Origin of the sequence: Winogradskyella psychrotolerans, assembly GCF_018860545.1 — a bacterium.
Taxonomy (GTDB): Bacteria; Bacteroidota; Bacteroidia; order Flavobacteriales; family Flavobacteriaceae; genus Winogradskyella; species Winogradskyella psychrotolerans_A.
In genome coordinates this window covers 200329-216318 of record NZ_JAHKPN010000002.1, presented here as the reverse complement: position 1 = coordinate 216318, position 15990 = coordinate 200329, and the positions used below count along the sequence as shown (strand labels likewise).

13 protein-coding genes are annotated in these 15990 nt (G+C 33.4%); 2 read left to right on the top strand and 11 right to left on the bottom strand.

Annotated elements, in window-relative coordinates; genetic code table 11:
* Positions 1-93: 93 nt before the first annotated feature.
* Positions 94-276 carry a twin-arginine translocase TatA/TatE family subunit gene (locus KO515_RS00885; RefSeq protein ID WP_178986395.1) on the top strand — a complete coding sequence of 61 codons (183 nt, stop codon included), beginning with the start codon at positions 94-96 and terminating at the stop codon, positions 274-276.
* A gap of 70 nt (positions 277-346) precedes the next feature.
* Here the strand turns inward: KO515_RS00885 and KO515_RS00880 are convergent, their stop codons facing one another.
* Genes KO515_RS00880 through KO515_RS00865 form a run of 4 tightly spaced genes read right to left on the bottom strand, consistent with a single transcriptional unit; the run spans position 347 to position 5094 of the window.
* Positions 347-1327, bottom strand: a complete 981-nt coding sequence (locus tag KO515_RS00880; RefSeq protein WP_215934490.1) for a DUF4837 family protein — start codon at positions 1325-1327, stop codon at positions 347-349.
* Positions 1328-1338: 11 nt separating this feature from the next.
* The gene (locus KO515_RS00875) at positions 1339-2895 is read right to left on the bottom strand and encodes a LysM peptidoglycan-binding domain-containing protein (RefSeq protein ID WP_215934489.1); all 1557 of its coding nucleotides are present in this window, start codon (positions 2893-2895) and stop codon (positions 1339-1341) included.
* Positions 2896-2927: 32 nt separating this feature from the next.
* Positions 2928-3896, bottom strand: coding sequence for a hypothetical protein (locus KO515_RS00870; protein ID WP_215934488.1), 969 nt, complete (start codon positions 3894-3896; stop codon positions 2928-2930).
* Positions 3897-3906: 10 nt separating this feature from the next.
* Positions 3907-5094, bottom strand: coding sequence for a phosphoglycerate kinase (locus tag KO515_RS00865; RefSeq protein ID WP_215934487.1), 1188 nt, complete (start codon positions 5092-5094; stop codon positions 3907-3909).
* Between the two features lie 221 nt (positions 5095-5315).
* Here KO515_RS00865 and KO515_RS00860 point away from each other — a divergent pair, with 221 nt between their 5' ends.
* Positions 5316-6473 carry an ATP-binding protein gene (locus KO515_RS00860; RefSeq protein ID WP_215934486.1) on the top strand — a complete coding sequence of 386 codons (1158 nt, stop codon included), beginning with the start codon at positions 5316-5318 and terminating at the stop codon, positions 6471-6473.
* 33 nt (positions 6474-6506) lie between these two features.
* Here the strand turns inward: KO515_RS00860 and KO515_RS00855 are convergent, their stop codons facing one another.
* The 7 genes from KO515_RS00855 to KO515_RS00825 form a co-directional block, all read right to left on the bottom strand.
* On the bottom strand, positions 6507-7028 hold the full coding sequence (locus KO515_RS00855) for an OmpH family outer membrane protein (RefSeq protein ID WP_215934485.1): 522 nt from the start codon (positions 7026-7028) through the stop codon (positions 6507-6509).
* Positions 7029-7276: 248 nt separating this feature from the next.
* Complete coding sequence (locus tag KO515_RS00850) at positions 7277-8137, bottom strand: class I SAM-dependent methyltransferase (RefSeq protein WP_354668258.1); 861 nt, start codon at positions 8135-8137, stop codon at positions 7277-7279.
* A 47-nt stretch (positions 8138-8184) separates the two neighbouring features.
* Positions 8185-8358 (bottom strand): hypothetical protein, encoded by a 174-nt coding sequence (locus KO515_RS00845; protein WP_215934484.1) that lies wholly within the window; start codon positions 8356-8358, stop codon positions 8185-8187.
* 122 nt (positions 8359-8480) lie between these two features.
* Positions 8481-10352 (bottom strand): tRNA uridine-5-carboxymethylaminomethyl(34) synthesis enzyme MnmG, encoded by a 1872-nt coding sequence (gene mnmG / locus KO515_RS00840; RefSeq protein ID WP_215934483.1) that lies wholly within the window; start codon positions 10350-10352, stop codon positions 8481-8483.
* A gap of 128 nt (positions 10353-10480) precedes the next feature.
* On the bottom strand, positions 10481-10894 hold the full coding sequence (gene ybeY / locus KO515_RS00835) for an rRNA maturation RNase YbeY (RefSeq protein ID WP_215934482.1): 414 nt from the start codon (positions 10892-10894) through the stop codon (positions 10481-10483).
* Complete coding sequence (locus tag KO515_RS00830) at positions 10895-12301, bottom strand: hypothetical protein (protein ID WP_215934481.1); 1407 nt, start codon at positions 12299-12301, stop codon at positions 10895-10897. It abuts the gene before it with no gap.
* Positions 12302-12356: 55 nt separating this feature from the next.
* On the bottom strand, positions 12357-15944 hold the full coding sequence (locus KO515_RS00825) for a DUF4175 family protein (RefSeq protein ID WP_215934480.1): 3588 nt from the start codon (positions 15942-15944) through the stop codon (positions 12357-12359).
* Positions 15945-15990 lie beyond the last annotated feature (46 nt).

The following is a 15990-nucleotide window of genomic DNA, read 5'->3' as shown; positions in this document are numbered from 1 at the left end:
TACTCAAATAGTCCCATGATTAAGTCTTAAAGTTGACATAACAACGCTATTATTAAACTATAATTACTAACTTTGCAGCCTAAATAAAAAGTTATGAGTTTGAACATTATCCCATTAATGATTGGATGGCCTCAAGTAATTCTAATTGCTGTAATAGTTTTATTACTTTTTGGTGGTAAAAAGATTCCTGAATTAATGAAAGGTTTAGGTAGCGGTTTAAAAGAATTTAAGAACGCTAATAAAGATGAGTCTGTTGACTCTAAAGAGAAAGAATAACACTCTTAAAAAACAAAACACATAAAAAAAGCCAACTCTAAGAGTTGGCTTTTTTATAGGTTTCTAATAACTAGTTTATAGTTATTGATTTAATAATTGATTCTAATTCAAAAATGTAATCTCGTTTTTCTAAGGATGGTGCATAAACATAACCATCTGCTATTAAGTAACGGTTGTTTATTTTATCTTCAATGGCATAAGTAATAAAAGGTCCTGCCATAGTAAAACCTTTCATTTCCCACATACCTCTTACTTCATAAGCTGGCTTATTGTCTATTATCGTTTCAAACATTGAAGGTGCATAAGCATCTTCAACTGCCATATAAATTCCATCTTCACCAGGAATTTTAGATTTCGTAATCTCATCGCGCACCTTTACGATATCTACAATGGTGCTGTCTCCTTTAGAAATTGATTCAAATGGCACTTCATAAAACATAAGCTCCATTGTTTTTGCATTAGACAGGTTTTTGCGGATCCAGAAAAAATCATCACTAGCTTTACTTATTCTATAAGCCGTAGGAATATTAATTGTAAAGCCCAATTTATCTTCCATTGCTTTATCATTTAACAAGGACAAATTGATACGTCTTTGCTTTTCTTTCACTTCTTCTTTAGTAAACGCATCAATGATCTTAGCTTTATTCTCTATTAACTGCTCAACGATTTCTTTATCAGTTTTACCACCGACTACAGCAACCGTTTGCGGTTTTGCAAAAGCATTATTTACAATTTTAGTTGTCGCTTCAATATCACCTTTCTCAATTTTGAGTACAAGTCTGCTTCGTGCTGCAAACCCATCAAAAACCTGAGTTGGAATTTGTCTCATATTAAATAACGGTTCTTCTGTTGGTAAACCATCTAAAGGAGCGGCAAAAATATTCCGAACCTGTTCTCCCACATCACCTTCCCACACAATATTATCCGCTACAACAGAAATAGTATTCAAATTTCCGTTAGACGCTGGTAAATAAATCGTTTTATCATCTCCTTTTTTATCTCCACATGCCAATAACAGCACACAAAAAAATACAGTGTAAAGCGCTTTCATAAATTTTGTTTTTATTTAGATACTATAAGGGTCATCCCTATTTTAAGTTTACTACTACTAATATCGTTCCAATCTTTAATATTTTGAACAGAAACTCCTGAAAATTTTTGAGCTATAGACCAAAGTGAATCTCCTGCCCTTACGGTATAGGTTTGTTTACCTGCAGTATTTACCACTTTTTTAGGGGTTGAAGCAATTGAAGCACCATAATTCTTTGGATAAATGGTTAAGCGTTGACCTATACTAAGATCATTACCTCTTAAATTATTCCATTGTTTTAACTGACTTACCCTAACACCATACTTCCTTGCAATTTTACCCAAATAATCTCCACTGCGAACCCGATACTTGATTTTAGTATCATCACTTACAAATTGAGGTAATGGTTTTTCGCGCTTATTAAACTCAGCATTAGCAAAGGCGTATATCTGATCTTCATTAGTCACAAATGTACCAATAGCTTCACGAGGCAATCGTAATGTATAAGCTTTACCCTCAACCTTTGGAAGAATATCTAATTTATACGCAGGATTTAAAAACTGTAATTCTTCAATATTAATGCCTGTCGCTTCCGACACATGGTTTAAAGAAATCATTTGTTTTACATGAACCGTATCTGTTTGAATAAGCTGAAATGGCGGTCGTTCTGGTTTAAAACCATGTTCTTCCGCGTATTCAAAAATATACATGGTCGCTAAAAATGCAGGCACGTAACCAGCCGTTTCTCTTGGTAAATTATGACGAATATTCCAATAATTCTTAGATCCTCCTGAACGTCTAATGGCTTTATTTACATTTCCTGGTCCGGAGTTATAAGCGGCTAACGCTAAATCCCAATCATTAAAAATATGATACACTCTATTTAAATATTCCGCTGCCGCTGTCGTAGACTTTATAGGATCACTACGATCATCTACATAACTGCTCACATTTAAATTATGCTCTTTTCCGGTGCCATACATAAATTGCCAAAGACCTGTGGCTCCAACCCGAGATCGCGCTCTTGGTTTTAAAGCTGATTCTACAATCGCCAAGTACTTCATTTCTAATGGAATATCATGTTTGTCAAATTCTTGCTCAAACATGGGGAAATAAAAGTGACTTAAGCCCATTAAGCGTTCTAAAGAGCTGCGTCTATGCTTAAGGTAACTTTTAATCACGCTTTCTAAAGATACATTGTATTCTACATTAAAAGGAGTTCTAGCGTTTAGTTTTGCCAGCCTTGCTTTTAAGGTATCTGTAGGAAGCTCAGGATAATCTACAGGCGCATAATCGAGTTCCGTAACCGATTTATAAATAGTATCGAAAAGGGAATTGCTATACAATTCTTCTAACCACTTTTTATCTAATTCTGCGACATGAGGTAAATCTTCAAGATTTTTTACATTTAAAGAATCTACAAGGGCTTCAATCTTGTTTTCAGATTTAAAAAGTTTGCCATCAATAACCGAATCATCACTTGGTACTACTTTTACTGCTTTTTTTGCAATACTATCGCTTTTGGTTTGTGCAAACAGACTTGTACCAAAAACAATTGTACAAAAAAATAATAGTGAAACTCGTAACATATTAAAACAACATTAGTTTAAATCTAAATCGGCTAATTTGGTGTAAAATAAAAGATCTGAGAATGCCGTGAATGTGGTTCGCCATAAATCCCTTCTCTTAACAACTCTCCGGTAGTGGTATTTATTGTTCCCACTTCTTGTCTTGCATCACCTTCTGCAAAATATTCAAAAGCATCATCAATAGTGTCGTAACCGAACGATGCTCTACCTAAAAATGAATAGCTATCCGTTATATCGTAAATTAGATTTCCGTGTATATCTGTTAAATATTCATGAACAACATAATTTACCTCTCTTCTTCCTATCAAAAATTGATTTTGATCGTTTCCAAAACCACCAAAATAATTATAGTTAAAATTGGTATGTTCACCAATCAAATTGAGTGTATTTAAATCGATTATTCTTGTTTTTTTACTCGAAGAATTAAATACATCCTGAATGATCACTAACCGATTAGCGTCTTGAAAATATTCAATCCCACCAATTCCAAAATTAACCATATCAAAGGTCGTCGTTAGGTTTTGAGTTTGCACTAACGATCCATTTTCATAGGTCTTTAAAAGGATATTATAATCATCTTCTGTAACTAAGAAATGGTATCGATTTTGAGACTCCATCATGGCACCAGACATTAAATAATCGCCCTCGTTAAAGGTAATATCCGATGATTCTGCTGTGTAATAATAGTCTCTTGTATCATAAAGTTGCTGCAAATCTATATGATGTAATTTAAAACCCGTATCGAAGTCATCTCTAGCTATAAAATACAATATATTACTAGCTTTATCGTGATAATAACCCAATATACTTAAATAGTAATCTGTTGAGTAACTATCAAAAATAGCTTCGTTGGTCTGATCTCCGATAAAAACAATATCACCGTCATAATTTAAGAGTACTTTATATCTTAAATCTGTAGCCTCAGAATTACTATTGTTACTATCAGAACATCCAAAACATAGTGCAAATACAACTAGTAAAAGAAAATTAAATATTTTCATTTTTTATTGATTAATTCAATATCGCCGCAATACCAGGTAAGGTCTTACCTTCAAGACTTTCTAACATAGCTCCACCACCTGTACTTACGTAGCTTACTTTGTTTTCAAAACCAAATTGTTTTACTGCAGCAACAGAATCCCCTCCACCTACTAAAGAAAAGGCACCGTTTTTAGTTGCATTTGCAATGGAATCTCCAAGTGCAATTGTTCCTTTAGAGAACGTTTCTAATTCAAACACTCCTAAAGGCCCATTCCAAAGTATCGTTTTACATTCGTTAACAACGGCATCGAAATTCGCTCTTGATTTAGGTCCGGCATCTAAACCTTGCCATCCATCAGGAATATTCGTAACATCACAAACTTGAGTGTTTGCATCATTACTAAACGCATCAGCAGCAATAACATCAACTGGTATGTGTATTTGTACTCCTTTTTCCTTAGCTTGTTTTAAGATATCTAGAGCTAATTCCATTTTATCATCTTCACAAATAGAATCTCCAATCTTTCCACCTTGTGCTTTTATGAAAGTAAATGTCATTCCACCACCAATAATGAGATGATCTACCTTATCAAGAATATTTTCTATAACCGTAATTTTAGAAGATACTTTTGCTCCACCAAGAACTGCTAAAACAGGTTTTTCACCATCTTCCATTACTTTCTTGATGCTCTCAATCTCTTTAGCTAATAATAATCCAAAACATTTAGCCTCCGGGAAAAATTCAGCTACAATTGTTGTTGATGCATGTGCTCTGTGCGCTGTACCAAAAGCATCGTTCACATAAATATCTCCTAATTTAGATAATTGCTCTGCAAAATGTCTATCTCCTTGTTTTTCTTCCTCGTGAAAACGTAAATTTTCAAGTAATAAAATCTCACCAGGCTGTAAAGCATTTGCCATGGCTTCAGCTTCTGCTCCTACACAGTTGCTTGCAAATTTCACTTCAACACCTAAAATGTCTTCAATTTTTGGAATAATATGTTTTAAAGAAAATTCGTCTTGTACACCTTTTGGACGTCCTAAGTGTGACATTAAAACGCAACTACCACCATCTTCTAAAATTTTAATAATAGTTGGTTTAGCAGAAACAATTCTTGTTGCGTCTGTAACCTCAAATTTATCATTTAATGGTACATTAAAATCTACGCGAATTAATGCTTTTTTATTTTTAAAGTTGAAATCGTTTAATGTCTTCATGATAGTATAAATAAGATGTGAAAATTATTTTATTTTGAATAACAAATATAAAGATTAGTAAGTTAAAAAATATACTTTATCCATCCGCTTTTTAATAATCACTTGCCTTTATTTACGATAACCTTTGCGCTTATCTACAAATTCCATTTTTTTAGTTTTAAATTATTAAGTCCGATTAAAAATTAAATAATAGATTAATAAAAAATACATAGTTTTGCTTTATGCTATTTTCTGAAGTTTTAGGTCAAAAACATATAAAAAATCACCTCACCACAAGTGTCGATGCTGGCAGAATTGCCCATGCTCAACTTTTTATTGGTCCAGAAGGCTCTGGCACGCTACCAATGGCATTAGCCTACGCGCAATATATATTGTGCAGCAATAATGGTGGTGAAAATTCAGGCGGAAATGAATCTTGTAATATAAAGTTTAAGAATTTCTCTCATCCAGATTTACATTTTGCATTTCCTGTTACGACAAGCGACAAAGTAAAAAGTAAACCTGTTTCTAAATATTATCTCGAAGAATGGAGACAACTTTTAGACCAACAACCTTACGGCAACCTGTTTGATTGGTATAAACTATTAGGGGTTGATAATAAACAAGGTCAAATTGGTGTAGATGAAGCCTTTGAAATTGTAAAAGCACTAACACTAAAATCTTATGAAGGCGGACATAAAGTGATGTTGATTTGGATGGCTGAAAAAATGAATACTGCCAGTGCCAATAAGCTTCTTAAGCTCATTGAAGAGCCGCCAGAAAAAACTATTTTCATTCTTATCGCTGAAGAAGAAGAACAAATTATTGGTACAATCAGATCGCGTTGCCAAATATTACACTTTCCACCTTTGGCGGAAGAAGCTATTTCAGAAGCTCTAGTGAAAAACTATCATATAGAGCAATCGGTTGCGACAAAAATAGCACACCAATCCAATGGGAATTATAATAAAGCATGCGATTTAATCTATCACGATAGTGAAGATATACAATTTGAAAAATGGTTTGTATTTTGGATTCGTTCAGCTTTTAAAGCCCGAGGGAATAAAGCGGCTATTCACGATTTAATATCCTGGTCAGAAGAAATTGCAAAGACAGGACGTGAAACACAGAAGAAATTTCTTAATTTCTGTTTAAATTATTTCAGGCAAGCTTTACTGCTCAACTATAAAGCTGATGAACTCGTGTATTTAGAACCAAAATCGGATGACTTTAAACTTGAAAAATTTGCTCCATTTGTTCATGATTCTAATATTTTAGAAATCTCTGATGAGCTCCAAGACGCCATTTACCACATTGAACGCAATGGAAGCTCTAAGATTATTCTTACAGATTTATCCATTAAACTCACGCGTTTATTGCATAAAAAAAGCCAAGCATAAGCTCGGCTTTATAATAGAATAAGTCAATTATTCTTATTTTTTCTCTTTATACGATGTATTTAGAGCCTCTAACACTTCATCCGTTAAATCATTGGCTTCTTTTCCGTACATCACGCTTCTAGACACATCACTTGTTCCAAAAATATACGTGTAACCATTAGATTCAGCATAACCTTTTACAAAATCAACTACTTCTGTAATAGATGAATCAATCTCTGTTTGAAAGTCTGCTTGAAACTTTTGTTGTTCTGCTTTAATTTGTTGGTCTATAACTTGCCATTTTTGCTGAAATGGTTGTGCTGCAACTTGCTGCTGCTGCTCTGACATTGAACTCATCTTTTGTTGTAACACAGCAACTTCTTGTTGATAAGCCCGACCAAGACTATCACTCTTCTTCTTAGAGACTTCATCTATTAACTTATATTTCTCCTCAATATCTAATTTTCCTTGATAATCATTTATAAGTTCAGAATTATTTACAAATCCTGTTTTCTCTGTTTGAGTACAAGAAGCAAAAGCAACTAATACCATTAATCCTAAAATTGTTTTCTTCATGTTTAAATCGTTGTGAAAGTCTGTAAAACTTTTCGTGTTTATATTTAAATTAAATTTTTGCAAATGTATAAAAGTTAGACTGTGATTTGCTCAATTTTTATACTATTGATATTTTCTATTAAAGTTCATATGAACAATTTTTAAAATCAATTAAAAAAGAAGCTAAATAAAGCGATCTAAGCGTGTTTTAGAATTTTATATTGTAATGACTCATTGTATACGTTTATAAAACAAACGCGCTGCTTATATTAAGAATTGTCGTTCTGTAAGACATAAATATGAGAAGAATATTCGCTAGTGCGTTTTGCTTTACGATTAGATTGCCATCCAACCCAAAATGCTTTAACCGGATTGATAAATCCAGATTTATATTTTTCTGAAAGTAGGCAAACGTAATAAGCATCAAATTTCATTGGCAACGTTTTTACCAACCTCATATTTTTTGCTTTGAATAATTCTGAAATAGAAGTTTTAGAAAAATGCCAAAGGTGTCTTGGCACATCATAAGCGGCCCAAAAGTTTTTGTAATAGTTAGCATCATAACTTTTATAATTAGGAACTGCAATTACCAACGTGCCATTTGGTTTTAAAAGTTTTTTAAATAATGCGGTGTGCATTTCTAAATCTGGTAAATGCTCTAAGACATGCCAAAGGGTGATAACATCAAAACTATGTGGTTTTAGTTTTGATAATTCTTCGGTTTCAAAAACTGCATTATTTGTTTTTGAATTTGCAATTTGTCGTGCATTTTCGTTCGGTTCTATTCCTGTAATTTCCCAATGATCTTTTAAAGCGGTTTCTAAAAAATCCCCAGTGCCGCATCCAATATCTAAAAGTGATTTAGATTCTGCCTGAAAAGAATTGATTAATTTCAATTTTCTTTTTAGAGAAATTTCTCTCACTTTATGGTAGGCGAATTCCAGTAAATTTCGCTTCGTATCTGTATGCGAAATATAGTCTTCACTTTTATAATATTCTGAAAGCTTTTCACCTTTTGGTTCCGGAAATGTTTCTAACATATCAAGCTCCTCATTATATAATAATCGGAATTCTTCTTTGGAGACGGAGTGATCTTTTAGAGTTAGGTATGTTGGGTTTTGTTTTGACACGAATGCAAAAATATATTTCTGACTATTTAAATTATAAACAATGCTTTTTAAAAAGGACTATCTAAATTATTCTCTTCTATCAAAAAGTAAAGAGCCTTCTTTAGCTGTTTTATTTCATTTTCCAAGCTGCTATTTTTTATCTCTAAATGTTCTATTCTATTAATATTATCATCAATATCTGTTCTTAATTCTTTCGGGCTGTTTATATCTCTTTGATTCATTATATATATATTATTTTTAGATTTAAAATTATACTCTTAACTCATCTACTTCAAATTGAAAAGAAATTGTTCCACGTGGAACATTATATTTCTCATTTAAAAAATTCTTAATAAAAACAAACTTAGCGTCCCAAATAAACTAATAACACAGAAATATCATTTGGGTTAACACCACTAATTCGAGATGCCTGAGAAATGGTTACAGGTTGAATTTTAGTCAACTTTTGGCGTGCCTCAATACTCATAGATTTCAATTTGGAATAATCAAAACCAGCTGGAATTTTCAAATTCTCTAACCTATTTAGTTTATCCGCATTGTTCTTTTCCTTCTCTATATAACCCGCATATTTTACTTGAATTTCTGTTTGCTCAATAATTTCGGTATCCAAATTATTAGATTGAATATAATCTTCAACAGACTTAAATTGTCTCACATCATCAATCGTAATATTTGGTCGCGCGTACAACTTAAACATCTTATCTTGCTGTTTAACCGTTGCTGAATTTTTAGATTCTAAAACCGGATTCGCCTCTTCTGGTGTTACACTTGTATCTCTAAAAAATTGCACTAAAGCATCCGATTTCGACTCCTTTTCCTCCATCCGTTTTAAACGTTTCTCTGAAGCTAACCCCAATTCATAACCTTTAGGTGTTAATCTAAAATCTGCATTATCTTGTCTTAATAAGGTTCTGTATTCTGCGCGAGATGTAAACATTCTGTAAGGCTCTTCAGTCCCCTTCGTAATTAAATCATCGATTAAAACACCAATATAAGCTTCATCTCTTTGAAGTGTAAAAGCATCCTTTTCTTGTACTTTAAGACTCGCATTAATACCAGCCATTAAACCTTGAGATGCTGCTTCTTCATATCCAGTAGTTCCGTTAATCTGTCCTGCAAAATACAAGCCTTCTACTAACTTCGTTTCTAAAGTATGCTTTAATTGTGTCGGCGGAAAGTAATCATATTCTATAGCGTAACCGGGTCTAAAGAATTTTACATTTTCAAAACCAACTACCGAACGTAGTGCTTTAAATTGTACATCTTCTGGCAACGAGGTTGAGAATCCGTTGATATAATATTCACAGGTATTCCAACCTTCTGGCTCAACGAATAACTGGTGCCTATCTTTATCTGCAAAACGATTTATCTTATCCTCAATTGAAGGACAATAACGCGGACCTACACTTTTAATTCTACCATTAAACATTGGCGAACGATCAAAGCCTTCTCGCAATAAATTGTGAACCAATTCACTTGTATACGACATGTGACAAGAGCGTTGTTTTGTCAACGGTTTTGTAATATCTAAATACGAAAATTTTTGAGGATCTTCATCACCAGGTTGTTCTATCATTTTAGAAAAATCTAAAGACCGACCATCAACTCTAGGAGGAGTTCCTGTTTTCATTCTACCCGATTCAAAACCTAAATTAACGAGCTGTTCTGTGATTCCGGTTGCAGCACGTTCACCTGCTCTTCCTCCACCAAAGTTTTTATCCCCGATATGAATTAAGCCATTTAAAAACGTTCCATTAGTCAACACAACAGACTTACCTCTTACCTCTACTCCAAGCGATGTTCTAACTCCAACCACTTTATGATTTTCAACAATAAGTCCAGAAACCATCTCCTGATAAAAGTCTAAATTCTCAGTACCTTCTAAAAGCATTCTCCAATCTTCAGCAAAACGCATTCTATCAGATTGTACTCTTGGACTCCACATAGCAGGTCCTTTGGATTTATTTAGCATCTTAAATTGAATCGCCGAAGTATCTGAAACGATTCCACTATAACCTCCAAGTGCGTCAATCTCTCTTACAATTTGACCTTTTGCAATACCACCCATAGCAGGATTACAAGACATTTGAGCAATGTTTTGCAGGTTCATTGTAATCAATAATGTTTTGCTACCCATATTTGCTGCAGCTGCTGCAGCTTCACTTCCAGCGTGACCAGCTCCAACTACAATAACATCATAAACTTCATTAAACATATAGCAATTTCTTTTTGTTCCACGTGGAACATATTAATTCTTGTCGACGTAAGTCTTTACATCTATTTGATTCAAAAATCCTTGTTAGCAGGAAATTTTGAGCCTGCAAATATACAATGAAAAGACCTTTAGTAATTTCTATGCGCTAAGTAGTAATCCTCCTTAGAACGCATTAGTTTTTCATCATCCGCAGATTTATCTTTATAACCACAGTAATGTAGAACACCATGAATAATAACCCTCGCTAATTCAATTTCAAAATCTGTTTTAAATTCTAAGGCGTTTTCCCTAACGCGATCCACAGAAATATAAATTTCGCCATGTAGTTCTTTTCCTACCGAATAATCAAAACTAATGATGTCCGTTAAGGTATCATGATTTAAAAAATCAACGTTCAATTTGTGTAGATACTCATCAGAACAAAAGATATAATCAATGTCCCCTATTTTACAATTCTCTTCTAAAATAGTATCTGAGATCCACTTCGAAAACTCTTCTTCTTGGTTTAAACTAAATTCTGTTTCGTAATTAAAACTTATCATCTATAATGCTTTATCAATAATTTTAAACGACTTCTCACGCTTATTATAAGTAATGTATCTAAACTTAGAATCTGTAAAAACCGTTGACGTATGCTTCAATTTTTTATTATCATCTAAGGGTTTTATATAGCTCTTTTTATCTAGATCCCTATATAAACTTTCTGTGCTCACACCCTCATGAACATGACCAGACGAATCCAAAGTGATTTCAAAAAATGCGTTTTCTTCTATAACAAAAAAATACTCATACCCTTCAGAAGGACCAAAACTCGGAATTGATTGTCTCATCTGTTGTTGCTGATGCATAAACATTTGCATTTGTTGCATATGCCATTGATGATGCCACCACCAGTCGTAACGGTAGTTATATACATTCTTGTTTACAAAAACGAACCTCACCTTTAATTGACCATCCTTGGTATTATTTATTGTCACTGTAGGTTCATTTACGTTTTTAGCAGCGTTTTTAACAAAATCCTTGGTGTCTTTAAACGCATTTCCTGTATGTGAAGGTTTAGTACTCAAAATATCTAAAGAGGTCTTAGAATCGTCATTAATTCCAAAAACGTTCAATTTAGCGACTTCTTTTCCTAACTTAAATTGATAGAGTTTACCATCATTCACATAAGATGTACTTTTCTTAATCTTACTATCACCCGAATTAGAACTAAAGGATTTAGACGAAACAGTGATATCATCGCCTTTATCTAAGGGAATCTGAATGCTATTGGTCGTAGCTTCTTTAGTGTTCTCTTCTGTAATAATGATGTCTTTACCATCGCTATAAGCTCTAAACGTACTAATAGAACCATTAGCGACAAATTCATCATTGTTAATAGCGTCTAGCCCACTTTTTGAAAGTGATTTAAAAAATTCAGATGATGTATCATCCGGATGAACAGAAATTGATTTAATCTCTTGTGAGCTCTTGACTTCCAAAATCTTCATGGCGTCTTTATCAGCAAACACAATTAAATTCTTATCCTTTTTTCTAATTAATGTTTTAAAATCATCCATATCAATGGCGTCAGATTTTATATGCTCACCTGAAACTAAATCCACATCAATAATATTCACTATTTCAGATTTGCCTGTTTTAGATTGTGCGACGAGTGACAATTGAGTACCGTGATTATGAAAAGACAATATTGCTGGTTGTTTTTCAAATGAAAATGGTTTCAGTTTAACTATTTCATCATTTTGATATAAATACGGAATGACATCATAATCTTTAGAATCTGAATTTTTAGCGATAATTAAATGAAAACTATTATCACCAGAAATATTACCCGAAAATGTACTTTCTACTTTCTGATGGTCTTCTAATTCAATTTCATTTACAACCACATCATTGGGATGATTAAATATTGTAAACACCGCGATAAAAAGTACTAAAAATGCTTTCATGAAAACTAAGTTGATTGAATTAATACAGAGATTTCAAGTTTAAAGCGGCACAATACTATTCATCTTCACCTTTAAAATACTCTTGAATCTTTTTCTTAAAATGACTTTGCAAAGGTAATGCTTGACGATTTAAAATTTCAGTAGTATTAAAATATTGTTTCGCTGTGGGTATTTGACTCGGATTATTTTGATTGAATTCCTCTTTATTAGTTTCAGACTTACGTTTAGAATCCTGACCCTGCATAAACGTTGCATTTTCTAATTTTAATAAATTGTGCTGAAGATCCATCATCTTTTGAAGAGTTTGGTTGGTAAATCCCGTATTTAACAAATCGAGTTCGATGTCCTCCATTTGTTTAATTAATTGACCAGCGGATTGAATACTTCCATCTTTAGCTATTCGGTCTTCTAAAGCTTGCCTTAATTGTTGCTGTTGTTGATAGATTTTAAAGAGCTCTCCATTTTGTTCTTCACTTCCTCCTTCACCATAGCCATCATTCTTCTCTCCCTGTCCATCGGTACCCTCTCCACCATTTTGGCCGTCTTTACCCCCTTTTCCTTTTTTACCGTTCTCACCTTGTTGACCACCTTGTTGGCCTTCTCCTTTTTGGGTTCCATTTTCACCAGATTGTCCACCTTCACCTTGTTGTCCTGATTTTTGTCCATTTTCACCACTCTCACCGCTTTCTCCTTCTTTACCAGATTTCCCTTGCTCACCAGGTTTTTCGCCTTCACCTTCTTTACCCTCTTCACCTGGTTGTTCACCTTCACCTTCTTTGCCTTCTTCTCCTTTTTGTCCTTCTTGACTTTTCTTCACTCCTTCTTCCATTTGCTTGTTAAGCTCTTCTTGGCTCATGATAATATCTGGTAACTGTTCTCCTCCTTCACCTTGTCCTGCTGATGGATTCATAGACATTTCCATATTATCCAAAACATCACTTAAGAAATTGGCGAGTTCATTCGTCGCAGTTACAGCATACTGTTGCGCACCAACCCCTTGATAAAGTCTATTTTCTGTTAAGTGGTCTAAAGCCTTGTCAATATTAAAATACACATCCGTAATTTGAGAATTTACTTGCTCTGAAATCTTAGGTTGCCTAAGCGATAATGCAAATAAACTATCATCAATATGTTCAAAGTGCGCTCTAAGATTACTTTGCTCAATAATGTACTTCCCGTATGTATTATTATTAATACCGATACTTTCAAAAGTACTCATCAGCGCTTCTTGATCAAATGAATAGAGCAATAGATTCTCTAGTATTTGGCGTAATGTATCAATATCCTCAGACATTTGCTCACCACCTCCGCCTCCACCTCCGGACATTTTCATCATCTCGCTCATTTGTTTCATCTTCTTAGCAGCATTCTTTTGCTTTTCTTTAGCTTTTTTCTGCTGCTCTTGGGCTTCTTGTGGTTTCGCTTCAGACGCGCTTTGTTCTTTCTTTTCTAAGGCATCCTTCGCTTCTTTTTGATCAAATTTTATTTCATCCTCTAAAAACTCATCTCTAGGAATATTGGTTGGTTTTTGAAGTTGTCTATCCTCGCGTTGAAGAGCTTCTATTTCTTTTTGAAGTTTATCAAATTCCATGTTCAATTTATCTTGTGCCTCTTTAGTATTTTCTTTCGGCTCTTCTGCTAATTTTTCCTGTTTCTCTGCTAATTTTTCTAATTCATTCGCCAACTTTTCAGCTTTCTTCATCACGTAAAAACGCTTCGTCAATTCTAAAAGCTGTTTCATGCTACGCTTCTTATTCTTGTTTTGCTTTGCTAATTCTTCAAGTTTTTGAGTAAATTCTTCTTTGTTAATTTTATCTTGTATTTGTTCAAGTTCTTCAAGTAGCTTTTCGTCCTTTTTTAGTTGCTCTTCATTTTCCTTTAAACGTTCTTTTAAATCTTCTTTAAACTGATCGTCTTTCTCTTCTTCTTTTTGAAACTCTTCTAAATTATCCTGAAGTTTTTTGTTGAAATTTTTCATCAACTGTTCCTGATTTTTCTGACGTTTTAGAAACTCTTCAAATTTCTTTTTATCATTAAAATTCAGAGTTTCTTTTTCCTTTTGCGTTTTAGATAGTTCTTCGAGTTTTTTATCTTGTTCTTGAAGCTTATCAAATGTTTTACTGATGTCTTTTATCGTTTCATTTTGCTCGTTAAGTTGCTTTTGCTCTTCTTCCTCTTTGGTCAGTTTTCGGTAACTAAACGTAGAACTTTTTGTACGCTTGTAATTATGTAGTGCATCGTTATCAAAAACTTCGAAATACAATTGATAGCTTACACCATCTTCTAAATTAAATTGATTAGGAAAAGCGCTAACAAATTCCGTAAAATTGGATTTTGAAATGGTAATCGGTTCCACCACTTTTTTAGATTCATCTTCCGACGGGTAATACACTAATTGCAATTTTAATAAACCATAATCATCACTCGCTTGTCCATAGAAATACAAACTTTGTTGGTCTATAGAATCTTTTTGAATTTTAATTTTCATCTCTGGATAGGTATCCTTTACGACATTAATATTATACGCTAAATTCTCGTAATCTTTTAAATCCTCGTTACTAGTTGTGATGCTGTAATTATAGTTTTTGTGAAGTCGTTTAGACGCTTCAAAATTTCCATTGTTATTCGACTTAAAACTTAAAGTGTCATCTGCATAGATTTGTACTCCTGTTGTGGATTTTGTCTTGGCTTTCCATGTCACGTTTGTGCCTTCCGGAATCACAGCAGAACCTGTACTTTTTAAGACCTCATCTTGCTTTTTGGTATGTGATGGATAATCTAATAGCATTTCAAAATTGACCAGATTTGGTGTGTTTACCACTGTTAATTTATACGGTTTTGACGTCACATCATTTGCCGATAAGGTAAAATCTACCGCTTCTTTTGGTAGATTGAATGTATATTGAAATTCGCCAGCTGCGACCTGTTGTAAAAAATAAGATTGCCCGTTGAATTTAATTTGAGCGTTCTCTGGAATGACATCACCTACCGTTGAAATTTGCAACTTAAAATCTTTATTTTCAATAGCTTGAAGCGATTCATTCAACACAAAAAACTGAAAAGGTGCTGGCGGTTCGTAAGCCGTTTGATAGTTTACAACACGCTCATAACTGTCACTAAACCAATTTATTTTTCCTGTTACAAGCGATAACAATAAAATGACAATTGGAATGGCTGCGTATTTTAAATATTTGGTATTCGATTTAAAATTAATCGCAGATTTAAACGGAATGGGTTGTAATTCTTGGGACTTCTGCTCTATACTTGCTAATAGTAAATCGGATTGTTGTGGACTTTGATTAAGTTGAAGTACATTTAATAATTTATCATTCACTTCTGGAAAATGATTTCCTATGAGTTTTGAAGCGGTTTCAAAATTGATGCCTTGTCTTAGTTTGAATAAATGTGACAACGGAATGGCAATGAATTTTACGAAGAGTGCTAATTCTACTGCAATGAATGTCCAGAATAAGATGGTTCTCGCTGTTGGATTCAACCAAAGGACGTATTCCACAAAAAGTGTAATTATAAGATATAACAAACCAATGGCGAAGAATAAGATGGCGCCTTTTAGTAATTCATTGGTATAATACCTTTTAATGAATTGTTCTAGCTTTTGTTTTATGGTATTGAAATTGCTCATTTAATATTTTGATTATTAACCTTTAGCTATTAGCCCTTGGTTAATT

Excerpts from the sequence above, each read along its gene's own strand:
- KO515_RS00825 (WP_215934480.1), bottom strand. The coding sequence starts at position 15,944 with ATGAGCAATTTCAATACCATAAAACAAAAGCTAGAACAATTCATTAAA.
- KO515_RS00885 (WP_178986395.1), top strand. The coding sequence starts at position 94 with ATGAGTTTGAACATTATCCCATTAATGATTGGATGGCCTCAAGTAATT.
- KO515_RS00830 (WP_215934481.1), bottom strand. The coding sequence starts at position 12,301 with ATGAAAGCATTTTTAGTACTTTTTATCGCGGTGTTTACAATATTTAAT.
- KO515_RS00855 (WP_215934485.1), bottom strand. The coding sequence starts at position 7,028 with ATGAAGAAAACAATTTTAGGATTAATGGTATTAGTTGCTTTTGCTTCT.
- KO515_RS00845 (WP_215934484.1), bottom strand. The coding sequence starts at position 8,358 with ATGAATCAAAGAGATATAAACAGCCCGAAAGAATTAAGAACAGATATT.
- KO515_RS00865 (WP_215934487.1), bottom strand. The coding sequence starts at position 5,094 with ATGAAGACATTAAACGATTTCAACTTTAAAAATAAAAAAGCATTAATT.
- KO515_RS00875 (WP_215934489.1), bottom strand. The coding sequence starts at position 2,895 with ATGTTACGAGTTTCACTATTATTTTTTTGTACAATTGTTTTTGGTACA.
- KO515_RS00880 (WP_215934490.1), bottom strand. The coding sequence starts at position 1,327 with ATGAAAGCGCTTTACACTGTATTTTTTTGTGTGCTGTTATTGGCATGT.
- KO515_RS00870 (WP_215934488.1), bottom strand. The coding sequence starts at position 3,896 with ATGAAAATATTTAATTTTCTTTTACTAGTTGTATTTGCACTATGTTTT.
- mnmG (WP_215934483.1), bottom strand. The coding sequence starts at position 10,352 with ATGTTTAATGAAGTTTATGATGTTATTGTAGTTGGAGCTGGTCACGCT.
- ybeY (WP_215934482.1), bottom strand. The coding sequence starts at position 10,894 with ATGATAAGTTTTAATTACGAAACAGAATTTAGTTTAAACCAAGAAGAA.
- KO515_RS00860 (WP_215934486.1), top strand. The coding sequence starts at position 5,316 with ATGCTATTTTCTGAAGTTTTAGGTCAAAAACATATAAAAAATCACCTC.